Raw genomic sequence first — 23,591 nt, 5'->3', positions numbered from 1 at the left:
GAGGCGAGGTCGCCCGGCCCCGCGATGTGGGCGCGGGTCTCGCTCCCCAGGTGGCGCGGGAAGGAAGGATCCACGATGTCGGCGCCGACGAGCGCATCGATCGCGGTGGAGCCGGACACGCCTACACCCTGTCGGCGCAGGCCGCGCTCGCCCGCGGCTGGTGCCTCCTCGACCTCGACCGCTCGCTTCTCGCCGCGGCCGCCTTCAACAGCGCGGTTCGGCGCGGCGCGGGCGCGGTGCGCCAGGACGCGGCCTATGGCGAGAGCCTCGCCTACCTCCGGCTCGGCCTCGTCGACCGCGCGGCCCTGGCCGCCGCCGCCTCCCCTCAGCCGGCCGCGCGCCGGCGCGAGCTCGACGTCGCCGTTCTCACCGACCGGGCGACCAGCGCCTACGAGGCCAAGCGCCCGGTCGAGACCCTGCAGGCCCTCGACGAGCGCTCGCGCCTCGCGCCCGAGCGGATCGACCTCCTGATCCTGCGGGGCTTCGCCTATCTCGACCTGCGCCGCTACGGCGACGCCGAGCAGGTCTTCTCCGCCGTGGCCCGCACGGGCAACGTCGAGGGCGCGCGCGGCCTCAACGCCGTGCGCCAGGCGACCGGCCGGATCCGTTCCAACTATTGATGCACGCGCGATCGCGGGACCGGGCGCAAGGGATCGTTCTTGTCGAAGTGCCGCGCCGCCGGTCGATCCAGCGGAGCTTTCTTCGCAGAAGCTTCGGCCGCTTCGATTGCGAGCAATCGAGTATAGATCTTGCAAAAACGGCGAACTGCATCATCTATTCTGGTTAATCGAATTCGAGAACACGGATCACCCCCTTGAGCGACACCTATGACTCCCGCCTCGACGCGGTGACGGACATCATCACATCCTATCTCAGCAACAACCAGGTGCCGGCGAGCGAGCTGCCGGCCCTCATCGCGAGCGTGCGCGCCGCGCTCGAAGCCCCGGCGGGCGGGCGGCCGGCCGCCGAGGCCGAGCCGGTCGACCTGACGCCGGCCGTGCCGGTCAAGAAATCGATCACCCCGGACTACCTGATCAGCCTGGAAGACGGGCGGCCCTACAAGTCGCTGAAGCGTCACCTCCAGGCGAGCTACGGCATGACGCCCGACGATTATCGCCGCAAGTGGGGCCTGCCGGCCGATTATCCGATGGTCGCGCCGAACTATGCGGCCGCCCGCTCGGCTCTCGCCAAGAGCATGGGACTCGGGCGCAAGCGGATCGATGCGGTCGAGCCGGAGCCCGAGCCGGTCGCGGAGGCGCCCGCCCCCAAGCCGCGCCGCGGCCGCGCCAAGAAGGCGGCCTGACGCGTGCTCGACGAGGCCGGCAAGGACCACATCGCCCGGCAGATCGCGGCGCTGTTCGAAGGATTGGACGTCGCCGACGTCGCCAACATCATGACCGTCCAGCTCGCGATGCTCGTCGCGCAGAGCGCCAGCGGGGCGGACGACGCGGTGCAGTTCCTCGACGAGATCCGCGACGAGGTCGAGGCGATCGTGCGCACGATCCCCGACGGCGACTTTCCCGGCGCCCCGGTGAACGGCACGGCGACGAACTGAGAGCCCCGCCCGCCGCGGCCTCAGGGCTGCAGCGGGCTGACGCAGCGGCCGGCCAGGGTCAGCGGCTCTCCGCCGGGCGCCGCGACGGCCACGCTGTTCAGCGTGGTCGCGGGAAAGATCAGCTCGTGGCCCGCATAGCGCGCGACCATGGCGCCCCGCTCGATGCGCAGCGGAACCGGGTGGCCGTCGCCCACCTGGAGCGTGTTGTGGCTCTCGTGGTCGCCGCCGCGAAACACCATCAGCATCAGCGGCAGCGAGTCGAACTGGCAGGCGACCAGCGCCGGAGCCTGCAGCGTCGCCGACTTCACGAGCATCATCAGGATGCTGAAGGCTCCGGTCAGTTGCAGCATGGATCCTCTCCGGTTCGGCTCCCCGGTCATGCCCTGACGGCGTGAACAAATGATAAACAGAACACCACCGCGATCGACCGCACCGAGCGTCCCCCAACGGGTTGGTTCGGCTGTCCGATTGCCTTATGATCGCTCTCAAGGGCGTGTGCTGCGTGCGCCTTGGGCTTCCCAGAACCGACGGAGACCAGAGCAACCTTTCGCAAGAAGGAACGCGAAACCGTGTCCGCCAGCCAGCGTCCTCCCGCCCCGAACCGCCCCGTCTCCGTCCTGCGCGCCTTCGTCGAGAACGGCTCGTCGGGCGGCATCGTCCTCATGCTCGCCGCCGCGCTCGCGCTTCTCGTGGCCAACTCGCCGCTGCGCGACGCCTATTCCGAGACGCTCCACGCCTATGTCGGCGGCCTGTCGGTGCTTCACTGGATCAATGACGGCCTGATGGCGCTGTTCTTCCTGCTGGTGGGTCTGGAGATCAAGCGCGAGGTCCTCGACGGTCAGCTCTCGACCTGGCCGCGGCGGATCCTCCCGGGGTCCGCGGCACTCGGCGGCATGATCGGGCCGGCCGTGATCTACCTCGCCTTCAACCTCGGCGAGGGCGGCCATCCCAACGGCTGGGCCATTCCGGCCGCCACCGACATCGCCTTCGCGCTCGGCGTCCTGTCGCTGCTCGGCCCCCGCGTGCCGCTGACGCTGCGGGTCTTCCTGACGGCGCTCGCGATCATCGACGATCTCGGCGCCGTTCTGATCATCGCGCTCTTCTACACCGCCTCCATCGACGTCCTCGCTCTGGCCGGGGCGGGCCTCGTGGTGCTCGGGCTCGTCGCGATGAACCGCCTGGGCGTCCTCAGGCTCCTGCCGTATCTCCTGCTCGGCGCGCTTCTCTGGTTCCTGGTGCTGCGCTCGGGGATGCACGCGACGATCGCCGGCGTCGTTCTGGCACTGACGATCCCGCTGCGCGCGAGCCCGGGCCGGCCGGACGACGCGCACTCGCCCCTTCACCGGCTGGAGCACGGCCTCCAGCCCTTCGTGACCTTCCTGATCGTGCCGATCTTCGGCTTCGCCAACGCGGGCGTGTCCTTCGCCGGCGTCTCGGTCTCGGCGCTCGCCGATCCCGTGCCGCTCGGCATCGCGCTCGGCCTCTTCCTCGGCAAGCAGGTCGGCGTCTTCGTCACGGCGGGCCTGGTGATCCGCGCGGGCTGGGCGGACCTGCCCATGTACGCCACCTGGCGCCAGCTCTACGGCATCTCGCTGCTCTGCGGCATCGGCTTCACCATGAGCCTCTTCATCGGCCTCCTCGCCTTTCCCACCGACCCGCTCCTGCAGGACGAGGTGAAGATCGGCGTCTTCGCCGGCTCGCTCCTGTCGGCGCTGGCGGGCGCGGCGCTCCTGCGCGTCTCGCCCTCGCCCAAGCCCCGCTCGGCGCCGGTCTGACGCCCGAGCCCCCGGCGCCGCTCACGCGCCGAGGAAGCGGCGCGTGAGCGCGTCGAGGATGAGCGGCAGATCGCGGAAGGCGTAAGGGGCGTGAACGCGCTCCAGGCGCTGGTGGTAGTCGCGGCCCCAGGGTCCGATGTTGACGACGGGGAAGCGGAGCGGCGTCCCCGCCGGGCGGTCCACGAGGTCGGGCGCGGGCGTGTTGTGCGCGACGAGGTCGCTCTCGCTCGCGTCCGGCGCGTGGCCGAGGAAGCTCATGTCGGAGATGCCGAGAAAGGTGTCGCGAGCGGCCAGCGGCGCGCCGAGCCTGCCGGCCGTCTCGCGCGCGGCCTCGACGGCGTCGAGAAGGGCGCGGTCGGCCTCGGCGGTCGGATCGAGGTGGGTGTGGGGGTAGTGGAGGCTGGAGAAGCCGATCACCGCCGCCGGCCCGCCGAGCCGCGCCTCCTCCACGCACGCCTCGACGAGCCGCCGGGTCTTTTCCAGCGGATTGTCGAGGGACAGGAGGTCGGCCGCGAAGGCGTCGAGGCGCGCGAGCGCCGCTTCCCCGCCCGCCTCGGCGGCCATGGCCCTGAGGTCCGCGAAGGCGAGGACGCGCGGCTCGCGCATCCGCCCCTGGCGGCGCCGGCCGGCGAGTTCGGCATAGCGCTCCGCCTCGGCCTCGAAGCGCGACACGGCGGCCCGAAGGCCCGCTTCCACCTCGGCGCGGAAGCGCTCCATCAGCTCGGCCGGGCGCCAGGAATGGTACAGCCAGTTGAAGGCGAGAAAGGCGCGCTCGGGCGTCGTCACCTCGTAGCCGCCGCGAAGGTCGCGACCCTCCAGGCAGATCGGCGGCGGCGAGACCTCGGTTCCGCCCCGGTCGCAGAGCGCGGTGTTGGTCTCGACGCGCGCGAGGATCGCGGAGGCCAGGAGATGCGTCGAGACGCCGTCGAAGGGATAGGCGGCGTGGGCCGGCTCGCCGACCACGAAGGCGAAGGGCAGGAGCTTGCCGATGGTGCCGGCATAGGCCGCGCGCCCTTCCGAGCCGTCGCCCTGGTCGCTGGTCGCGTCGAGGTTCACCGCACCGGCGATGGCGACGTCCCAGCGCGCGGCGAGGGCGGGGAGCGCGTCGCGAAGCGCGCGCATGCCGCGCGAGTTGCGCTCCTCGTCGGGCGTCGCGATCAGGAGAAGGCTGCCCTCGCGGCTCTCCCGCTCGGCGTGGCGCTCCAGGAGGGCGATGCCGGCGGCGATGCCGCTCTTCATGTCCAGCATGGCGCGGCCGGGGAGGAAGTCGCCGCTGACGAGGTCGGCGAGCGCCCGCTCCTCCTGCTCGGTGCGGGCGCGGGAGGAAAGGTCCGCGATTAAAGCCTGGCGCAGCGCCTCCGGCTCGCAGGCGAGGTGCGCCAGCTCGCGGTAATTGTCGATCGCCGCCGTGTCGAAGTGGCCGGCGAGCGCCAGCGCGCGGCGCCCCCGCCCCTTGACCAGGGCGACGAGGTTGCGGCGCGGCGGGACGCCGTGGCTGTCGAAGACGGCGATGTGGTCGGGATGGTCGCGGAAGTAGGGGATTTCGCGCATCAGCGCTTCGAGGCGGCCAGTGAATTCGGCCTCGCCCTGCGTGCCCGTTTCGCTGCGCCAGCCGACCATCTCGACCGACAGGTCGCGCACGCGGCGCTCCGGGTTCCAGCTCTCGTCGGTCGGCGTCGGGGCATCGGTCATGTCTGCGGTCCGGAATTGGAGGAGGGGCCGGGGCGGTTCGCGCCGGGGCCGGCGCCGGCTCGCGCATAATGCTGCACCACCCAGGAGCGGAACAGTGCGACGGCAGGATCGGCCATGTCGTCGGGATGGACGGCGAGGTAGTAGCCGAAGCCGCTGGGGGCACGCGCCTCGGGAAAGGGCGTCGCGAGCCGGCCTTGCGCGATCTCGGCGGCGTACATGCCGGGATCGACCAGCGTGACGCCGCCGCTCGCCATCGCCCATTGCACGGCGAGCGCTTCCGTGTCGAAGGCGAGGCCTCGCGCGGCCGTGAGTTCGATGCCCTGGCGCCCGGCAAAGGCCGACCAGAAGGCGCCGAAGGGCTCGCCCTCCATTTTCACGTGAAGCAGCTCGTTGGCGTTGAGAAATTCGGCGAGGCTCTGCCCCGCCCCGCCCTTCGCCACCTCCGGCGCGCAGGCCGGCACCTGGTCGACGAGCCAGAGCGGATCGCGGATCGCGTCGTCGAGCTGCGGCCGGTCGAAGATCACTGCGAGGTCGGCGCTGCGCCCGGGTGCCAGGCCCACGCCGTTGAAGCTCGACACGTCGATGGGCAGGCCCGGAAAGGCGCGGCGGAACTCGGCCAGGAGCGACAGCCCGACGATGTGCAGGAAGGTCGGCGGCATGTGGACGCGCAGGACCCGCTGGCCTCGCCCTCCCTCCCGCCGCAGCGCCCGGAGCGTGTCCTCGATGCGGTCGAAGGATTTCGCGACCACGGGCAGCAGAGCCGCACCGGCGGCCGTCAGCACCACCCCCTGTGGCCGGCGCTCCAGGAGGCGGCAGCCCAGATGCTCCTCCAGCCGCGCGACGTGGCGCGAGAGCGCGCTCTGCGAGATGTGGAGGCCCGCCGCGGCGCCCGTGAAGCTCAGATGCTCGCCGACGGCCTCGAAGGCGCGCAGGGCGTTCAGCGGCAGCCAGAGCCGCCCGCCGCTCGCAGCCTGGGCCTCGCGCTCGTCCTCGTCGGCGCCGGATCGGGGAGCCGCCACGCCTTGCCTCCGTGCGATGGGGGGATCGAAAAAGGTCATTTGAACGGTTCCAGGCCTCCTGCCAAGATCGAGCCTCAAGGAGATCCCCATGCTCGACCTGAACCGCATCGGCGCGCTCGTATCCGCCCGCCGCCCCGGCCATTCGCTGCCGCAGGCGCTCTACAACGACCCGGACGTTCTCGAGTTCGACCTTCAGGCGATCTTCGGGCGGTCCTGGATCCTCGCCGGCTTCACCTGCGAGATCCCGCGCCCGCGCGGCGTCCTCGCGCTCGACATCGGCCGTTCGCCGGTGGTCATCACCCGCGACCGCGAGGGGGTGGTGCGCGCCTTCCACAATTCCTGCCGCCACCGCGGCGCGCAGGTCTGCGCAGAGGGTCCGAGCGCCCGCGCGCGCCTCACCTGCCCCTATCATCAGTGGGTCTACGACCTCGACGGCAAGCTCGTCCACGCCCGCCACATGCAGGAAAGCTTCGATCCGGCCGAGCACGCCCTGAAGCCCGTCCATGTCGAGGTGGTGGCCGGCGCGATCTTCGTGTGCCTCGCCGAGAACCCGCCGGCCTTCGACCGCTTCCGCGCCGACCTCGAGCCGCTGCTGGCGCCCCACCGGCTGGAGGAGGCCAAGCTCGCGCATCGGAACACCCTCGTCGAGAAGGGCAACTGGAAGCTCGTGATGGAGAACGCGCGCGAATGCTACCACTGCGCCTCCGGGCATCCGGAGCTCTGCCTCACCTTCCCCGTCGAGGAGGCGAACGGCGAGCATTTCGCGACCGAGGGCGATCCGCGCCACGAGGCCTTCGCCGCGCGGCTGGAGGCGGCGGGCCTGCCGAAGGGTCCGCATGTCGGACCCTGGTGGCAGGTCGAGCGCTTTCCCCTGAAGGAAGGGCAGCTCTCGCTCACCATCGACGGCAAGCTTGCCTGCAACAAGCTGATGATCGGCGGCGACGAGCCGGACGTCGGCTCGCTCCGCTGGGCGATCGAGCCGCACAGCTTCTGCCATTCGACGGCCGACACGACGGTCTATTTCAGCGCCATGCCGACGGCGACGGGCGAGACGATCGTCACCTGCAAGTGGCTGGTTCACAAGGACGCCATCGAGGGCGTCGACTACGACGTCGAGCGGCTGATCGAACTGTGGAACGTGACGAACATGCAGGACCGCGACTTGGTCGAGAACAACCAGCGCGGCGTCAACTCGGTCGGCTACACGCCCGGCCCCTACAGCGAGAGCGACGAGTCCTACGTCTTGCGCTTCGTCGACTGGTACTGCGACAAGGCGCTGGACTTCGTCGCCGAGACGACCGGCACCGACCGCCGCCCGATCGCGCTGCCCGAGGGCGCGACCGCCGTGGTCGAGGCGCCGCCGCTCGCGGCCGTGCCGGCTGCCGCCGACCTCCAGCCGGGGACCCGCGCTTGAGCGTCTCCGAGCGGCCGGAGGGCCTTCATCCCGACACGCTCGCCGTCGGCTTCGGCTACGATCCGGCCTCGGCCTACGGTTCGGTCAAGCCGCCGATCGTTTTGTCCTCGACCTTCGCCTACCCCTCCGCGGCGGCGGCGAAGGACGTCCACCGCGCCTATTTCGACGGGCCGGCGCCCGAGCGCGACGCGCCCTTCATCTATGCCCGCCTCGACCACCCGAACCTCCAGCTCCTCCAGAAGCGCCTCGCGGTGCTGGACGGGGCGGAGGACGCGGCCGCCTTCGCCTCGGGCATGGCGGCGATCTCCGCGACCTTTCTCGCCCACCTGAAGCCGGGCGAGACCTTGCTCCACACCCAGCCGCTCTACGGCGGCACGCACGGCCTCGCCTACGGCCCGCTGGCGGGCCTCGGCATCACGGCCGTGCCGATCGTCGACGGCTTGGACGAGGCAAGCGTGCTCGCCGCGGCCGAGACCGCGCTCGCCCAGGGCCCCGTCGGCATGATCCACGTCGAGTCGCCGGCCAACCCGACCGCCGGCATCGCCGACATCGCGATGATCGCGCGCGTCGCGGGCATCATCGCCGAGCGGCAGGGACGGCGGCCGGTGATCTCGGTCGACAACACCTTTCTCGGCTCGCTCCTCCAGCGCCCGCTGGAGCACGGCGCCGACCTCGTCATCACCTCGCTGACGAAGTACGCCGCCGGCCACAGCGACCTTCTCGGCGGCTGCCTCACGGGCTCCCTGGAGCGGGTCGGGCCGGTGCGGATGCTGCGGACGCTCCTCGGCACCCACATGGATCCCTTCACGAGCTGGCTGCTTCTGCGCTCGCTGGAAACCTTTCCGCTGCGCAACGCCCGCGCCAACGCGAATGCCGGCGCCATCGCCGCCTTCCTGCGCGACCACCCGAAGGTCGAGAGCGTCACCTATCTCGGCTTCCTGGAAGAGGGCACGCCGGCCCGCGCCGTCTACGACCGGCAGTGCGGCGGGGCGGGTTCGACCTTCTCCTTCCGCATCCGCGGCGGCGAGCGCGAGGCCTTCGCGATGCTCGACGCCCTGAAGGTCTTCCGCATGGCGGTGAGCCTCGGCGGCACGGAAAGCCTGATCTGCCATTCCGCGACGACCACCCACTACCTGGTGCCGCCGGAGATCCGCCGAACCGTCGGCGTCGACGACGGAACCCTGCGCATCTCGGTCGGCATCGAGCATCCCGACGACCTCGTCGCCGACCTGTCCCGAGCCCTGGACGCCATCCCATGACCCTGCGCCTGACCCTGCCCGCCCCCGACCGCCACTCGATCATCGGCAAGACGCGGAGCCCCGATGAGCGGGCGGAGATCGTCGTGGTCGGCGCCGGCCCCGCCGGTTGCACGGCCGCGATCGAGGCGGCGAAGGCGGGGGCGAGCGTCGTCCTCGTCGACGAGAATCCGGTCTCGCCCGGCCTCATCGGCACGGACGTGCCCTTCCACTTCGGCGGCCGGGCGACGAACGCCGTGCAGTCGCCCGAGCGCCTGGTCGAGCGGGTGCTGGAATCCAACCCCGCCCTCGCGAAAGCCTTCGAGCTGGGCGTCGACGTGCGCCTCTCGACCTCGGCCTGGGGCGCCTGGGTCGCGGGTCCCGGCCTCAAGCTCCACCCCGAGGGCGGCATCGTCGGCCTCGCCGACGAGACGCGGAGCTGGCTCCTCGGCTTCGACCGGCTGATCCTCGCCACCGGCGCGCGCGACCTGAACCTTTCCTTCGCCGGCTCCGACCAGCCGGGCGTCATGGGCGCGCAGGCGCTCCACGCGCTTCTGACGCGCTACGAGGCCTTCGCCGGCCGCCGCCTCGTGATCCTCGGCACCGGCGACCTCGCGGTGCGCACCGCCGAGCTGGCGCTCGACCACGGCCTTGACGTCGTGGCCCTCGTGGAAGCGCGCGACGCCCCCCAAGGCGACGCCGCCCGCCTCGCCGCACTGAAAACGCGGGGCATCGAGATCCTGACCGGCCGCGTGCCGCTCGCCGCGGAAGCCGGGCCGGACGGCGTCGCGGCGCTCGTCCTCGCGCCCGCCTCGGGCGACGGCGAGCGCCGCACCATCCCCTGCGACACGGTCTGCCTCGCTGTCGGTGCCGTGCCGGTGATCGAGCTCTTCGACGTCCTCGGCGCGAAGCGCGCGATGAACTCGGCCCGCGGCGGCCACGTGCCCGTTCTCGGTGCGAACGGCGCGACCTCGCTGCCTCACGTCTTCGCCGCCGGCGACTGCGCCGGGCTCGGCGGCGAGGCGGAGGCGGCCGGCCGCTCGGCCGCCCGCGCCGCGCTCGCCTCGCTCGGCCGGGAGGCGGACGCGCCGGAGGGCGTCGCCCCCGTCACTGGGCCGGACGCCCTCGCCTACCAGCTCGACTGGGCTCGCGCGCTGCTCGCCACGGGCGGCGAGGAGGTGCTCGCCTGCCTCTGCGAGGACGTGACGCGCGGCGAGCTGCTCGCCGTCCAGCCGCCCCGCTATCTCGGCTGGCGCTCCAACGCCATCGCCCGGCGGAGCCTCCAGACGCTCGCCGAGGACGGCCCCGTCGACCAGGACCAGATCAAGCGCCTCACCCGCGCCTGCATGGGCGCGTGCCAGGCGCGGCGCTGCCGCGAGCAGGTGGCGCTGACCATGGCGCTCGGCGCGAACGTGCTCCCTGAGACGATCCCGCTCGCCGGCTACCGCGCGCCCGTGCGCCCGCTTCCCCTCGCCGTCCTCGCGGATGCCGAGGAGCCGGAAGCGATGGCGCGCGACTGGAACGTCTGGTTCGGCATCACGACCCAGTGGGTCGGCTACGACGACATCGGCACCGAGCGCGAGGACGAGCAGCTCCGCGCCGGCATGCCCTACTGATTTCGGAGAGACTGAGATGGCACAGGCGGGAACATCCGTCGTGGTGGTGGGCGGGGGCGTCACGGGCCTGTCCGCCGCCTGGTGGCTGGCGCGCTCCGGCGTCGACGTCACGGTTCTGGAAAAGGGCATCGTCGGCTTCGAGGCCTCGGGCCGCAACGGCGGCGGCTGCACGCACTACCAGAGCCCGCTCTTCCACGAGGAGCAGCGCCTCTGGCCTCAGATGGACGAGCTTCTCGGCTACCCGACCGAGCATCAGCAGAAGCGCCTGATCTTTCAGGTGGACGAGGCCAAGGCCGACTTCCACAAGGGCCTCGCGATGCGCATCCCCCAGGGCTACGCGTGGGAGGTTCTGGACGGCAAACAGGTGCGCGAGATGGTGCCGCTCGCCGGCGACAACGCGGTGTCCGGCGTCCTCTGCCACTTCGGCGGCCACGCCAATCCGCAGCGCACGAGCCAGGCCTATGCCTGGGCGGGCCAGGACCTCGGCGTCAAGATCCGCCAGCACGTTTCCGTGCGCGGCTTCGAGACGGCCGGCGGGCGCGTCACCGGCGTCGAGACCTCGGAAGGGCTCGTCGGCTGCGACGCCGTCGTGATCGCCGCCGGCCCGCAGACCGGCAAGCTCGCAGCCATGCTCGGCGTCGACCTGCCCATGGCGGCGGCGCGCGCCGAGATGATCGTGACCGAGCCCCTGCCCCTGATGCCGATGGGCGGCGTCGACGGCCACGGCCTCTATGGGCGCCAGACGCTGCGCGGCAACCTCGCCTATGGCGGCGGCCCGCACGAATGGTACGACGACGTCGCGCTGGAGAGCGCGCCCGCGCGCCCCTCGGGCAGCGTGCTGCGCAGCCTCGCCAAGCGCGTCGCCGAGCTTCTGCCGCGCGCGGCGCATGCCCGCGTCATCCGCTCCTGGGCGGGCGTCATCGAGAACACGCCGGACGGGCGGCCGGTGATCGAGCGCCTGTCATCGCCGGGCAACGTCACGATCGCCACCATGTCGAGCGTCGGCTTCGGCCTGTCGCCGGCCTCCGGCCACGCGATCCGCGACCTCGTGATCGACGGCGCCTGCTCCTTCGCCGACATCTCCAAGCTCTCGCTCGCGCGCTTCGCGACCCTCTCGCCCAACTGGCGGCGCGACCTCAACTGGCTGCCGCCCGAGCCCATCGCGCCGCTCGCGCAAGGGGCCGCATGATGGCGGCCTCGCGCGGACGCGTCATCGTCGTCGGGGCCGGCATCGCGGGCCTGTCCACCGCCTGGGCGCTGGAGAAGCGGGGCTTTGCGGTCGAGGTCTTCGAGCAGGGGCCGATCCCGAACCCGCGGGCCTCGTCCTATGACGAGCACCGCATCACCCGCCACGCCTACGGCACGGCGGAGGGCTACGCCTACCTCATGCCGCAGGCCTTCGCGATGTACGACGCGATGTTCCGCGACATCGGCGCCGACCACTTCGCCCGCTCCAAGGTGATCTACTTCATCCGCGAGGACACCGGCTGGTACGAGCCGAGCGCCCGCAGCCTCTCGCGCCTGAACTCCGGCTTCCGCGACATCCCGCTGAGCGACATCCCCGAGCGCTTCCCCATGGTCGAGACGGCGGGCCTCACCCGCGCCGTCGAGACCGACGAGGGCGGCATGCTCTTCCCGATCCGCATCCTCACCGACCTCGTCGTGGCATTGGGCAATCGGGGCGTCACCTTCCATTCCGACGCGCGCGTCACCGCCGTCGACCCGGATGCCGGCCTCGTCGTCGCCAACGGGCGTGAGCACCGCGCCGACCGCGTCGTGATCGCGGCCGGCGCCTGGCTGGAGAAGCTCACGCCCGTCCTGTCACGGACCGTCGTCCCCTCGCGTCAGGCCGTGATGTACATCGCCCCGCCGCCGGAGTTCGCCAAAGCCTGGGCGGACGCCCCCGTCCTCATCGACCTCGGCGTGAACAGCGGCACCTACACGCTGCCGCCGCGGCGCGGCACGCGGCTGAAGATCGGCGACCACGTCTTCACGCGGGCCGGTGACGCCGACGGCGACCGCATCGCGACGCCCGCCGACGTCGCGCGGCTGGAGAGCGCCGCGCGCCTCTCCTACCGCGGCTTCGACCGCTACCAGGTCCTGGAAAAGAAGATCTGCTTCTACACGGTGACGCGCGACACCTCCGAGCGCTTCGCCGTCCAGCCCTGGGGGACACGCGCCTGGATCGTCAGCGCCTGCTCCGGCCACGGCTTCAAGCTCGGCCCCCTCATCGGCGACACGGTGGCCGGGGCGATCGCCGGCGAGCGCTCGCCGGACGAGGCGACGCGCTTCGCGGCGGGCCAGATGGACCTCGAGGAGCACGTCGCCCCGCCCGCGCCGCAGCCGGCAGAGTAGGCGGCGAGTCGTCCGAAAGAGGCGCCATTACCTTCTCCCCTGTGGGGAGAGGATAACCCGAAGGAGCGGATGAGCGCTTCGTAGAGCGCCGGCGGCTGCGATTAGCAGTGGACCCGCCGGGTGCCCGTCATCCGCGGAAGCGACGGCGCCCTACGAGACCCTCACCCGGCCGCGATGCCTCCGCATCGCGGCCACCCTCTCCCGGTTCGGGAGAGGGGCGGGCGCCTGTTTCGGAAAAGCAAAGAGAGTGCCACCGCTCCCTTCTCCCGTTTCGGGAGAAGGTGCCGGCAGGCGGATGAGGGTCTCCAGCCGCCTCTCACCACTCACCCCACCTCTCGGGCCAGCCCCTCCATCACGTCCGCCACCGCCGTCGGCTGGACCGCGGACGCGCGGATGAGGTCGTCGAAGCGCTGGTTGAGGAGGCGGACGTGCATGCTGGCGGTGAAGACGAAGAACAGGCCGCCGGTGTAGAGGCTCGCCCGCTGCGGGCCGAAGACGGTGAAGGGGGCGGAGTAGGTCTGGGCCAGATCGAAGAGGTGGACGCGCAGGCTCGGATAGATCGCCCGGCAGGTCGCCGCCATGGTTTCGAGCTGCTCGCGCCGCAGCGACGCCGGCAGGCCCTCCCACTGCGCCTCGCCGCGCGCGAAGGCCTTGAGGCCCTGAAGCGGCAGACAGGCTTCCTGCGACAGGTCGGAACGGCGCATGGAGTCCAGCCGCTCGCCCGCCCAGAGCACGCTCGCCTCGACGTCGACCTCCGGCCAGTTGGCGTATTCGTAGCGGATCACGTCGCCGAGCTTGAGGAAGTCGGGGAAGCTCCGCGGCACGGTGCGGATGCGGTAGCCGGCATTCTCGGCCTCGGCGTACCAGGCGAGGAAGCGGTCGTCGGTCGGCGAGCCGGCCTGCCCCTCGACGCGCACCTGCTCCACGACGTCGGCGCCCTGCCGCTCCTGGCTGGTCAGGCCGAGGAGCCAGTCGACCGAGACGCCGTAGCGCTGCGAGACCGCCGCCAGCGTTTCGGCCCGCGGCAGGCGGTCGTTGGCGGGCGAGAGGAGCTGCGAGAGCGTCGAGCGGTCGATGCCGAGCGTGCGCGCGAAGGCGGCCGGCGACAGGCGCGAGCGCTCGATCACCTGGAGCAGCCGCTCGCGGAAGACGTGGACCACCTGCCGCCGCACCGCACATCCTTTCGAATCATCACCGATGGTGACCTTTATCATCAATCCAGCGACTCTGGCGATTATTAACCACGAGCGCTTCGCTGTCCCGCGTTGCAACGGAGCGCGTCCGGCGGGATCGTCGATCCATGTCCCTGAGCCTGTCGATCAACGCATCCGCCACCCTCCCCCGCCATCGCGCCGCGGTGGAGTGGCCCACCATGAGCCTCGCCATCGGCATCTATGCCGGCTGGGGCCTGTTGACTTTCTTCCATGCCACGATCCCGCCCGTTCTCCTCGTGCCGCTCGGCGCCTGGGTCATCGCCTGGCAGGGCTCGCTCCAGCACGAGATCATCCACGGACATCCGACGCGCTGGCGCGCCTTCAACCGCGCGCTCGGCTCCGTGCCGCTCTCGCTCTGGCTGCCCTTCGCGCGCTACCGGATGCTGCATCTCAGCCACCACCGCGACGAGCGGCTGACCGATCCCCTGGACGATCCGGAATCCTATTACTGGACGGAAGCCGACTGGGCGCGGCTCGGGCGCGTCGGGCGCTGGCTGGTCCGGACGCAGTCGCGGCTTCTCGGGCGCCTCGTGATCGGCCCGGTCTGGTCGATCGGGCGCTTCCTCCTGTCGGAAGCCGAGGCGATCCGCGGCGGCGACCGGGTGATCGCGCGGATCTGGGCGCGCCACCTCCTCGCCTGCGCCGCCGTTCTCGTCTGGCTGGTCCTCGTCTGCGACCTCCACCCGCTCGCCTACGTCGCGCTCTTCCTGTATCCGGGAACGGCGCTGTCGATGCTGCGCTCCTTCGCCGAGCACAAGGCGGAGAGCGCCGTCGAGAAGCGCACGGCCATCGTGGAGAACGCGCCGGTGCTCGGCCTCCTGTTCCTCAACAACAACCTCCATGCCGCGCACCACGCGCAGCCGACGCTGCCCTGGTACCGCCTGCCGGACTGGTACCGCGCCAACCGCGCGGCGCTGCTCGCAGGGAACGACGGTCTCCTCTACGAGAGCTACGGCGAGGTCGTCCGCCGCTTCCTCGTCACGCCCCACGACCGGCCGACGCACCCCTTCGACCGCGCGCCCGGCCGCGAGACGCAGTGACGCGCCGCTCGGGGACGCTCGCCGGCGCCGGCTTCATGATCGCTTCCGGCGCCGTCGTCGCGGCGATGGAGGCGGCGGTGCGGGGCCTCAGCCAGACGCTGCACCCCTTCGTCATCGTGTTCTGGCGCGAGCTGTTCAGCGTCGCGCTGCTCCTGCCGCTCTGGCGCCTCGCGGGGGCGCCTCGGATATCGCGCGCCCGCCTGCCGCTGCACGCGCTGCGCGCCGTCCTCAACGGCGCGGCGATCCTCGTCTGGTACCTGGCGCTGCGCGCCCTGCCGCTCGCCGAGGCGACGGCGCTCGGCTTCTCGGCCATCCTCTTCGCCGCGCTGGCCGGCGGCCCGGTGCTCGGCGAGCGGGCCTCGCCGCTGCAGTGGATCGCGATCGCCGCGGGCCTTGGCGGCGTCGCCCTGATCGTCGGCCCCGGCCTCGACATGGGCGCCGCCAGCGCGTTCGGCATCGCCGCCGCGCTCGCATCGGCCGCGCTCTTCGCGGCCTCCATGCTCGTTGCCAAGCTCCAGGCGCGCGGCGACGGCAGCGCGGTGAGCGCGCTCGTCCTCGCCCTCGGCATGGGCGCGCTGGCGGGCGTCCTGGCGGTGCCCGTCTGGGCTTGGCCGAGCGCGGCGGACCTCGGCTGGCTCGGCTTCTTCGCGCTCTGCAACGTTCTCGGCCAAGTCTTCTTCCTGGAAGCCATGCGCCGCGCGGACGCGGCCGTCGTCATCCCGCTCGACGTGGTGCGCCTCGCCTGGGCGCTCGTCTTCGGCGCGATGTTCTACGCCGAATGGCCGGCGCCGCCCGCCCTTCTCGGCGGCCTCCTCATCGCGGGCTCGGGCGTTCTCGTCGTCATCGGCGGCCGTCGGGGCGTCGTTGTTCCCGAGCCCGCCGCGGAGCCGCTGCACGGGGAGAGCCCGTGAGCGACGGCGCCCTCGCCAATCTCGGCATGTACGACCCACCCTGGCTCCGAGGCGCCAACGACGCGCTCTGGGCGGCGCTCGGCCGCCGCCTGCGCGCGGCGGGGATCGCGGACGTGCCGGACGAACTGGAGCGCGAGCCATCCCTTCGCGCGATCTGGGGACATGCGCGCCTCCTTCTCGGCCAGACCTGCGGCTACCCCCTCGTCACCGAGCTCGGCGGAACCGTCGCCGTGGTCGGCCGGCCGACATACGCGCTCCCCGGCTGCCGAGCCGGCTTCCATCGCAGCCTCGTCGTCGTGCGCGCCAAGGCGCCCTTTCGCGGCCTCGAAGACCTCCGCGGCAGCCGCGCCGCGCTCAACGGGCGCGACAGCAATACGGGCATGAACCTCCTGCGCCGCGCCGTCGCGCCGTTCGCGCGAAACGGCCGCGTCTTCGGCGCGGTCGTCGAGACCGGCGCGCATCTCGCGAGCCTCGCGGCGGTGGCGGCGGGCGGGGCGGACGCAGCGGCGATCGACTGCGTCACCTTCGGCCTCGCCGCCCGCCACCGGCCGGACCTGACGGAGGGTGTCCGGATCCTGGCGCAAACGCCCGAGAGCCCCACCCTCCCCTTCATCACCGCGGGCGGGACGAGCCCGGAGCGGATCGCGATCCTGCGCCGCGCCCTTGCCGAAACGATCGCCGACCCGGCGAACACCGGGACCTGCGCCGCCCTCGGCCTCGCCGGCATCGAGCCGGCGGCCGTCGAGGACTACGCCGTGCTCCTGCGCTACGAGGCGGAAGCGGCCGAGCTGGGCTACCCGGTTCTCGCCTGACGCTTCACGCCGGCTCGGCCACGGGCGCGGTGGCCAGTGCCCGGCCGAGCTGCTCGCGCGGCAGGTGGCAGCGGATGGCGTGGCCGGCATCGTCGGCGGCGAGCGGCGGCTCCTCAGTGTCGCAGATCGGGCCGATGCGGCGGGGGCAGCGGGTGTGGAAGACGCAGCCGGTCGGCGGGTTGAGGCCGCTCGGCACCTGGCCTTCGAGGCGGATGCGGGTGCCGCGCTCGCCGGACACGGAGGGCGCGGCCGAGAGCAGGGCTTCCGTGTAGGGATGGTGCGGGCCGTCGAGGACGTCCGTCGCGCGGCCGACCTCCATCAGGCGCCCGAGGTAGAGGACGGCGATCTTGTCGGACAGGTACCGGACGACGCCGAGATCGTGGGAGATCAGGAGGTAGCTGACCTGCCGCTCGGCCTGGAGCTCGGCGAGGAGGTTCAGGATCGCCGACTGCACCGACACGTCGAGCGCCGAGGTCGGCTCGTCGCAGACGACGAGGCGGGGCGAGCCGGCAAAGGCCCGGGCGACAGCGACGCGCTGCTTCATGCCGCCGGAGAGCTGGCGCGGGCGCGCCGGCAACTGGCGCTCGGTGAGCCGCACGGCATCGAGGAGCCGGCGCACCTGCGCCTCGCGCGCGGCGCCCGACAGGCCGGCGAGGCGCTTCACCGCCCGGCCGACGAGGCGTCGCACGCTCTGCGAGCGGTTCAGCGCCGAGTCCGGGTTCTGGAAGACGATCTGGACGGCCTTGATCTCGTCGGCCGAGCGCGAGCGCACCTCGGGCGGCAGCGCCTTGCCGTCGAGAAGGATGCGGCTGCCGGGATCGGGCGCGAGGAGGCCGAGCAGCGCGTGGGCGAGCGTGGACTTGCCCGAGCCGGACTCGCCGACGAGGCCGAGCGTTTCGCCGGGCATCAGCGTCAGCGACACGTCGCGCAGCGCGTGGACCTTGGCGCCGCCGGTGTCGTAGGTCTTGGACAGAGGTTCGAGGGCGAGGACGGGAACGGCCGCGTCGTCCCGCGCAGGCACGGCGAGTGCCGGAGCGGGCGTCGCGCGGGGGAGGTCCGCCACCCGGTCGGGATAGTGGCAGCGGCTGGCGCGCCCCTCACCGACGACGGCGAAGGGCGGGTCGATCGTGCGGCAGCGCTCGTCGGAAAGGCCGCAGCGGGGCGCGAAGACGCAGCCCTGTTTGATCGAGCCCGGCGCCGGGGGAAAGCCGGGAATGGCGTCGAGGGGCGCGACGCCCTTGCGCATGCCCGCCCGTGGCAGGCAGCGCAAGAGGCCTTCCGTATAGGAGTGGCGCGGCTCGGCGAAGAGCGCGCGCGCCGGCCCCTCCTCGACGAGGCGGCCGGCATAGAGCACGCCGACGCGGTCGCAGAGGCCGGCGATGGCGCCCAGATTGTGGCTGATGAACAGGATCGAGGCGCCGAACTCGCGCCGCAGATCGTCGACGAGGTCGAGCACCTCCGCCTCGATCGTGGCGTCGAGGCCCGTCGTCGGCTCGTCGAGGATGAGGAGCGAAGGGGACTTCGCCAGCGCCATGGCGATCACCATGCGCTGCTGCATGCCCCCCGAGAGCTGGTGCGGGTAAGCGCCCATGACGCGGGCCGGCGAGGAGATGCGCACGCGCGCGAGCATGGCCTCGGAGCGCTCGGCCGCTTCGCGGGCGCTCGACCCCAGAATGGCGAAGACCTCGGCCATCTGGCGCCCGATCGTGAGGGACGGGTTCAGCGCCCGGCCGGGGTCCTGGAACACCATGGCAACAGTCTTGGCGCGCATCCGGCGCAGCGCCGCGCGGTCGAGGCTTGTGACGTCCTGCCCCTCGATCAGCGCCCGGCCGCCGGAAATGCGGCCGCTTGGCGGCAGCACGCGCTGGAGGGCGAGCGCGACCGTCGACTTGCCGGAGCCGGACTCGCCGACGAGCCCGTAGGCCTCGCCGCGACCGACCTCGAGGCTGACCTTCGTCAGCACGGGCATCGCCCGGCCGCGCACCGAATAGGAAACGCTGAGCTCGTCGAGGCGGAGAACGGGCGAGGCGGCGGGGCTCATGTGGGCGTTCATTCGGCGAGCGCCCTTTGCAGGGATTCGGCGACGAGGTTGACGGCGACGACGAGCGAGGCGGTCGCGATCGTGTCGAACACCACGGTCCACCAGAAGCCGCCGACGAGGACGCCGTAGTTCTCAGCGATCGACAGGCCCCAGTCCGGCGAGGGCGGCTGGACGCCGAAGCCGAGGAAGGAGAGCGAGGCGATGGTGAAGATGGCGTAGCCGAGGCGCACCGTCGCCTCGACGATGATCGGCGGCAGGATGTTGGGCAGGATCTCCATCACCATGATGGTGAAGGCCCCCTCGCCGCGCACGGTCGCCGCCGCGACGTAGTCGAGGTGGCGCTCGCTCAGCACCGCGGCGCGCACGGTGCGCGCGACGAGCGGGGCGAAGACGAGGCCGACGACCACCACCACGGTCGGCGTCGAGGGGCCGAGCGCGACGAGGACGAGAAGGGCGACGATGATGAGGGGCAGCGACAGCATGACCTCGAGGAGGCGCCCGACGATCGCGTCGATCCAGCCGCCGAAATAGCCGGTGACGAGGCCGATCGCGGTGCCCGCCACGGTGCCGACGAGGGTGGCGAGCGGGGCGATGGTCAGGATGTCGCGCGCCCCGGTGAGGACGCGCGAGAAGACGTCGCGCCCGATCTGGTCGGTGCCGAACCAGTGCTCGGCGGAGGGCGGCGAGAGCGTGTTGAGGAGGTCGTCGGCATAGGGGTCGTAGGGCACGAAGCTCGGTGCGAAGGCCGCGCAGACGCCCCAGAAGAGAAGGATGGCGGCGCCGACGAGGAAGCTCGGCGTGCGCAGGAGCGTCGCGAGCGTTCCGCGCTGGGGCCGGTCTACGGCGGGCGCCGTCATCTCGGCGGGGGCGCGGACGGACAGGTCGCTCATCGCCGGCCTCCGGTTCTCAGGCGCGGATCGAGCATGGCGGTGGCGAGGTCCGCGGCGAGCGTCGTCACGACGAAGAAGCCGCCGATGACGAGGACGCCGGCCTGGAGCATCGCGAAGTCCTTGGCGCGCGCGGCGCCGAGCACCAGCGAGCCGATGCCCTGGTAGCGGAAAAGGGATTCCACGACGACGAGGCCGCCGAGCGCGTAGCCCATCTGGGCGGCGATCACGGTGATGGTGGGGAGCAGCGCGTTGCGGAGCACGTGGCGCGACAGGACCGTGCGCCAGGGCAGGCCCTTGAGGATAGCGGTGCGGGTGTAGTCCGCCGACAACGCCTCGACGGTGCCCGCCCGCGTCATCCGCGCGATGTAGCCGAAGAGGACGATCACGAGCGGCAGAGCAGGCAGGAGGAGGTGCTGCATCTGCGTCAGCGGCCCGGCGCCCGGCGGCCATGTGGCCGAGAGCGGCAGCCAGCGCAGGATGACGGCGAAGACGAGGATGAGCGCGATCGAGGAGACGAATTCGGGGATCACCGTCAGGGACAGGCCCGCGACGCTGATCGCCCGGTCCACCGGGCGGCCGGCATGGAGCGCGGCGAGCACCCCCGCGCCGATGCCGATCGGCACGACGATGAGGAAGACCATCCCCGCGAGCTTCAGGGAGTTGACCAGCGCCGCCTCGATGAACGGCGCGACGGGCGAGCGGTAGGCGTAGGACTGGCCCATATCGCCCGTCAGCAGCCCGCCGACCCAGGAGAGATAGATCTCGACCGGCGGCCGGTCGGCGCCGAGCTGCTCGTTGAGCGCTGCGACGGCGCGGGGATCGGCCAGCGGCCCGAGAATGGCGCGGGCCGGGTCCCCCGGCAGCACCTGGGTGCCGAGGAACACGACGACGCTGAGGAGCCAGAGCGTGAGGAGGCTGAGGCCTAAGCGCTTGGCGAGGAAGCGGCCGAGGGCGTGCGGCATGGGAACCTGTCGCCCCGGCCCGTCAGGTGTAGCTCGCCTTGTGGAGGAAGATCTGCCCCATGGCCGTGGTCTCGACGCCCTGGAGGTTCGGCACGGTCGCCGAGAGGTAGTCGTAGAAATAGGGGAAGATCACCGGCGTCTCGTCGAGGAGAAGCGTCTGAATCGCGCCGGCCTGCGCCTTCTGGTCGGCCGGGTCGAGCGCGGCGATGTAGGAGGCGACGAGGCGGTCGTATTCCGGGTTCTTGAACTCGGCCGAGTTCCAGGTGCCGGTGCTGAGGAGGGGCGCGGAGAGGAAGACGTTGGGCGTGCCGCGATGACCGTAGTCGGTCATGCCGAACTCGGAATCCAGCCAGTCCGACTTGCCCGGCACGGCGTCGCCGTAATAGGCGCCGACGTCCTCGATCTTGAGGTTGACGCGGATGCCGATCTCGCTCGCCGCGTTGCGCAGCAAGGTCGCGAGCGTCGGCAGCTCCTGCATCTGCATCGTCGTGAAGGTGACGTCGAAGCCCGAGCCCATGCCGGCCTCGGCCATGAGAGCCTTGGCCTTGTCGATGTCCTTGACGCGCTGGGGCACGTTCGGATCGGTGGAGGGGAAGACGGGCGCGAAGGGGCTGTCGTTGCCCAGATCCGCCATGCCCTTGAACAGGCCCTTCACGATGGCCGGCCGGTCGAGCGTCATGGCCATGGCCTGGCGCACCCGCTTGTCGGCGAAGCCGCCCTTGTTCTTCATGTGGATCTGGCGGTGGGCGTTCGACTTCAGGCGGATGATGTTGACCGCCGGGTTGTCGAGGAGGGTCTGGCCGCCCTGGACCGAGACCTGCTGGATCATGTCGACCTGGCCGCCGAGGAGGGCGAGGATCTGCGGCTGCAGCTCGGCGTAGAAGGAGAGCTCGACCCGATCGATCAGCGCCGGCCCGTCCCAATAGTCCGGGTTGCGCACCAGACTCAGCCCGACCTTCGGGGTGTAGCTGTCCAGCTTGAAGGGGCCGGTCGCGTTGAAGGTCTTCTCGAAGTCGCCGGCATAATCGGCGGGCACGATGATGGCGTTGTAGTTGTCGGTGGAGACGTAATAGGGGAAGTTGCCGTTCGGCGCGTCGAGGGTGAAGCGCACCGTCAGGTCGTCGACCTTGGTGGTGCCGCCCTTGGACAGGACGCCCTTCAGCGCCGAGAGCGCGTTGGAGCCGTTGGCGGGGTCGGCGAGACGGTCGATCGAGGCGACGACGTCGTCGGCCGTCATGGTCCGGCCGTCGTGGAACTTGACGCCCTCGCGCAGCTTGAAGGTCCAGACGCTGCCGTCCTCGTTCGGCTCCCAGGAGGTCGCGAGCATGGGCCGGAGCCGCAGGTCCGGCCCGTCCATGACGAGGAAGTCGCCGACGAGCTGGAGCGGCAGGAGGCCGCCCTGGTCGTAGACCGAGACCGGCTCGATGGCGCCGGCCGGGGTGATCTGCGCGACGCGCACCGTGCCGCCGGGCTTGGCCTCTTGCGCCAGGGCGCGGCCGACCGGGTCGATGCCGACACCCTTCAACACGCCCGCCATGACGGCGGCGGAAAGGCCGATGCGGCTGCCGTGGCGCAGAAAGGCGCGGCGGTCGAGACGGCCGGCGAGGAACTCGTCCACGACCTGGTTCTCGAGGGGTGTCCGCCCCCGCCGCAGCTGGTCCAAGGTCTTGATGAAACGCGACATGGCGGCGATCCCCCGATCCGGATTGCCCGATGATTAGACAAGTTTGAAATCAGTGCAACCGGCCGAATGGTCAGTTTGACGGAAGATTTTCCGGGACTAAACTCCCCGCCGCCCGCGACGCCGGTCAAATGATAAGCCGGCGTCGCATTTCCGACCCAAAGCGAGGCCCCGATGGCTCCTTTCGATTGCGACGTCGCGGTGATCGGACTCGGCGCCATGGGCAGCGCGGCGCTGGCGCAGGCCGCCGCGCGCGGCGCGAAGGCCATCGGCATCGAGGCGCGCACGCCCGCCAACAGCTTGAGCTCCTCGCACGGCGACAGCCGCATCATCCGCCTCGGCTATTTCGAGGATCCGAGCTACGTGCCGATGCTGCGCCGCGCCTACGAGACCTGGCGCGCGCTGGAGCGGCACACGGGCCGGGAGGTGCTGACCATCACCGGCGTCCTCCAGATCGGCCGGCCGGACAGTCCGATCGTGTCGGGCACGCTCGCCTCCTGCCGGGAATACGACCTCGCCCACGAGGTCCTCGACCCCTCCGCCATGGCCGCGCGCTTTCCCGCCTTCGCGCTCGATCCCGACGAGATCGCCGTCCTGGAGCACCAGGGCGGCTTCGTGCGGCCCGAAGTCGCCGTCGCCGCGCATCTCGACTGGGCGCGCGCGAACGGCGCCGAGCTGCGGCTGGACACGCGCGTCGAGGCGATCGAGCCGGACGATGCGGGGGTGACGCTGCGCATCGGCTCCGAGCGCCTGCGCGCGAAGGCCGTCGTCGTCGCGACCGGCCCGTGGATCGCCGAGCTGGTGCCCGCGCTTCGCGGCCTCGCCCAGCCGATCCGCCAGGTCGTCGCCTGGTACGAGCCGAAGAACAAGGCCGCGACGGCGCTCGGCACCATGCCCGTCTTCCTGCGCGATGCCGGCCCCGTCGGCTCCTTCTTCGGCATGCCGGCGCTGGGGCCGGACGGCGTCAAGGTCGGCAAGCACGCGCATTTCCGCGAGCCGGTCGGCGATCCCGACCAGGCGGACGCCCCGGCGAACGCGCGCGACACCGACCTCCTCGACGAGTTCATTGCCCGCCGCCTGCCGCTCGCCGCCGGGCCGCGGCTGGCGACGACCACCTGCCGCTACACCATGCTGCCGGGCGAGGACTTCCTTCTCGACCACCTGCCGGGCGAGCGCCGCGTCGTCGTCGCCTCGCCCTGTTCGGGCCACGGCTACAAGTTCGCCAGCGTCGTCGGCGAGATCCTCGCCGACCTCGCGCTGGAGGGCGCCTCGCGCCTGCCGGTCGAGGCCTTCGGCTTCGAGGCGCTCGCGCGAAAAGCGGCGGCCTGATCGGGTGTCCTGCCGAAGGTTGAAGCGCTCGCCGGGGCCGCTTGCCTCCC

Annotated in this window: 20 protein-coding genes and 1 pseudogene; 13 read left to right on the top strand and 8 right to left on the bottom strand. The window is 71.7% G+C overall.

The genetic code is table 11. The annotated features are described in order from the left end of the window. The 3 genes and pseudogenes from FZN60_RS26045 to FZN60_RS26035 form a co-directional block, all read left to right on the top strand. A pseudogene (locus FZN60_RS26045) lies at positions 1 to 620 on the top strand (cellulose synthase); the annotation flags it as partial. Positions 621 to 814: 194 nt separating this feature from the next. Beyond that, positions 815 to 1,303, top strand: coding sequence for a Ros/MucR family transcriptional regulator (locus FZN60_RS26040; protein ID WP_158876846.1), 489 nt, complete (start codon positions 815 to 817; stop codon positions 1,301 to 1,303). A 3-nt stretch (positions 1,304 to 1,306) separates the two neighbouring features. After that, positions 1,307 to 1,555, top strand: a complete 249-nt coding sequence (locus FZN60_RS26035; protein WP_158876844.1) for a hypothetical protein — start codon at positions 1,307 to 1,309, stop codon at positions 1,553 to 1,555. Positions 1,556 to 1,575: 20 nt separating this feature from the next. On the opposite strand, the gene FZN60_RS26030 is transcribed toward FZN60_RS26035, so the two are convergent. Beyond that, complete coding sequence (locus FZN60_RS26030; RefSeq protein WP_158876842.1) at positions 1,576 to 1,905, bottom strand: hypothetical protein; 330 nt, start codon at positions 1,903 to 1,905, stop codon at positions 1,576 to 1,578. A gap of 219 nt (positions 1,906 to 2,124) precedes the next feature. Between FZN60_RS26030 and nhaA the strand changes: the two genes are divergently transcribed. Next, positions 2,125 to 3,330: a Na+/H+ antiporter NhaA gene (gene nhaA / locus FZN60_RS26025; RefSeq protein WP_158876840.1), complete on the top strand. Its 1,206-nt coding sequence runs from the start codon at positions 2,125 to 2,127 to the stop codon at positions 3,328 to 3,330. Between the two features lie 21 nt (positions 3,331 to 3,351). On the opposite strand, the gene FZN60_RS26020 is transcribed toward nhaA, so the two are convergent. Both FZN60_RS26020 and FZN60_RS26015 read right to left on the bottom strand, forming a co-directional pair. Continuing rightward, positions 3,352 to 5,022: a M20/M25/M40 family metallo-hydrolase gene (locus tag FZN60_RS26020; RefSeq protein WP_246727218.1), complete on the bottom strand. Its 1,671-nt coding sequence runs from the start codon at positions 5,020 to 5,022 to the stop codon at positions 3,352 to 3,354. Continuing rightward, complete coding sequence (locus FZN60_RS26015) at positions 5,019 to 6,041, bottom strand: LysR family transcriptional regulator (RefSeq protein ID WP_199266655.1); 1,023 nt, start codon at positions 6,039 to 6,041, stop codon at positions 5,019 to 5,021. Before FZN60_RS26015 ends, FZN60_RS26020 begins: the two co-directional genes overlap by 4 nt. 88 nt (positions 6,042 to 6,129) lie before the next feature. Here FZN60_RS26015 and FZN60_RS26010 point away from each other — a divergent pair, with 88 nt between their 5' ends. The 5 genes from FZN60_RS26010 to FZN60_RS25990 are packed head-to-tail and all read left to right on the top strand — an operon-like array spanning position 6,130 to position 12,661. Beyond that, a complete protein-coding gene (locus FZN60_RS26010) occupies positions 6,130 to 7,455 on the top strand; it encodes an aromatic ring-hydroxylating oxygenase subunit alpha (RefSeq protein ID WP_158876838.1) in 1,326 nt (441 codons plus the stop codon). Further along, positions 7,452 to 8,714, top strand: a complete 1,263-nt coding sequence (locus FZN60_RS26005; RefSeq protein WP_158876836.1) for a cystathionine gamma-synthase family protein — start codon at positions 7,452 to 7,454, stop codon at positions 8,712 to 8,714. The genes FZN60_RS26010 and FZN60_RS26005 overlap by 4 nt, the downstream gene beginning before the upstream one ends. Next, positions 8,711 to 10,306, top strand: coding sequence for an FAD-dependent oxidoreductase (locus FZN60_RS26000; protein ID WP_158876834.1), 1,596 nt, complete (start codon positions 8,711 to 8,713; stop codon positions 10,304 to 10,306). Before FZN60_RS26005 ends, FZN60_RS26000 begins: the two co-directional genes overlap by 4 nt. A 16-nt stretch (positions 10,307 to 10,322) precedes the next feature. Beyond that, positions 10,323 to 11,495 (top strand): NAD(P)/FAD-dependent oxidoreductase, encoded by a 1,173-nt coding sequence (locus FZN60_RS25995; RefSeq protein WP_158876832.1) that lies wholly within the window; start codon positions 10,323 to 10,325, stop codon positions 11,493 to 11,495. Continuing rightward, a complete protein-coding gene (locus FZN60_RS25990) occupies positions 11,492 to 12,661 on the top strand; it encodes an NAD(P)/FAD-dependent oxidoreductase (RefSeq protein ID WP_199266654.1) in 1,170 nt (389 codons plus the stop codon). The genes FZN60_RS25995 and FZN60_RS25990 overlap by 4 nt, the downstream gene beginning before the upstream one ends. Before the next feature lie 323 nt (positions 12,662 to 12,984). Here the strand turns inward: FZN60_RS25990 and FZN60_RS25985 are convergent, their stop codons facing one another. Next, positions 12,985 to 13,833: a helix-turn-helix domain-containing protein gene (locus FZN60_RS25985; RefSeq protein ID WP_158876830.1), complete on the bottom strand. Its 849-nt coding sequence runs from the start codon at positions 13,831 to 13,833 to the stop codon at positions 12,985 to 12,987. 128 nt (positions 13,834 to 13,961) lie between these two features. On the opposite strand from FZN60_RS25985, the gene FZN60_RS25980 reads away from it, so the two are divergent. The 3 genes from FZN60_RS25980 to FZN60_RS25970 are packed head-to-tail and all read left to right on the top strand — an operon-like array spanning position 13,962 to position 16,638. Then, on the top strand, positions 13,962 to 14,915 hold the full coding sequence (locus FZN60_RS25980; protein ID WP_158876828.1) for a fatty acid desaturase: 954 nt from the start codon (positions 13,962 to 13,964) through the stop codon (positions 14,913 to 14,915). After that, on the top strand, positions 14,912 to 15,826 hold the full coding sequence (locus FZN60_RS25975; protein ID WP_158876826.1) for a DMT family transporter: 915 nt from the start codon (positions 14,912 to 14,914) through the stop codon (positions 15,824 to 15,826). Before FZN60_RS25980 ends, FZN60_RS25975 begins: the two co-directional genes overlap by 4 nt. Beyond that, entirely contained in the window at positions 15,823 to 16,638 is an 816-nt protein-coding gene (locus FZN60_RS25970; RefSeq protein ID WP_246727213.1) for a phosphate/phosphite/phosphonate ABC transporter substrate-binding protein, read from the top strand. Before FZN60_RS25975 ends, FZN60_RS25970 begins: the two co-directional genes overlap by 4 nt. A 4-nt stretch (positions 16,639 to 16,642) precedes the next feature. On the opposite strand, the gene FZN60_RS25965 is transcribed toward FZN60_RS25970, so the two are convergent. From FZN60_RS25965 to FZN60_RS25950, 4 genes are read right to left on the bottom strand one after another with little or no spacing between them, the layout of a single operon-like run. Continuing rightward, positions 16,643 to 18,679 carry an ABC transporter ATP-binding protein gene (locus FZN60_RS25965; protein ID WP_246727212.1) on the bottom strand — a complete coding sequence of 679 codons (2,037 nt, stop codon included), beginning with the start codon at positions 18,677 to 18,679 and terminating at the stop codon, positions 16,643 to 16,645. Positions 18,680 to 18,687: 8 nt separating this feature from the next. Next, a complete protein-coding gene (locus FZN60_RS25960) occupies positions 18,688 to 19,569 on the bottom strand; it encodes an ABC transporter permease (RefSeq protein ID WP_158876822.1) in 882 nt (293 codons plus the stop codon). Beyond that, on the bottom strand, positions 19,566 to 20,531 hold the full coding sequence (locus FZN60_RS25955; protein WP_158876820.1) for an ABC transporter permease: 966 nt from the start codon (positions 20,529 to 20,531) through the stop codon (positions 19,566 to 19,568). The genes FZN60_RS25960 and FZN60_RS25955 overlap by 4 nt, the downstream gene beginning before the upstream one ends. A gap of 22 nt (positions 20,532 to 20,553) precedes the next feature. After that, positions 20,554 to 22,215 (bottom strand): ABC transporter substrate-binding protein, encoded by a 1,662-nt coding sequence (locus tag FZN60_RS25950; protein WP_158876818.1) that lies wholly within the window; start codon positions 22,213 to 22,215, stop codon positions 20,554 to 20,556. Between the two features lie 171 nt (positions 22,216 to 22,386). On the opposite strand from FZN60_RS25950, the gene solA reads away from it, so the two are divergent. Then, positions 22,387 to 23,541: an N-methyl-L-tryptophan oxidase gene (gene solA / locus FZN60_RS25945; RefSeq protein ID WP_158876816.1), complete on the top strand. Its 1,155-nt coding sequence runs from the start codon at positions 22,387 to 22,389 to the stop codon at positions 23,539 to 23,541. Positions 23,542 to 23,591 lie beyond the last annotated feature (50 nt).

It is taken from the genome of Antarcticirhabdus aurantiaca (genome assembly GCF_009765365.1).
Classification (GTDB): Bacteria; Pseudomonadota; Alphaproteobacteria; order Rhizobiales; family Rhizobiaceae; genus Antarcticirhabdus; species Antarcticirhabdus aurantiaca.
The sequence above is the reverse complement of the archived record's forward strand: the minus strand, read 5'-3'. Positions and strand labels throughout refer to the sequence as shown.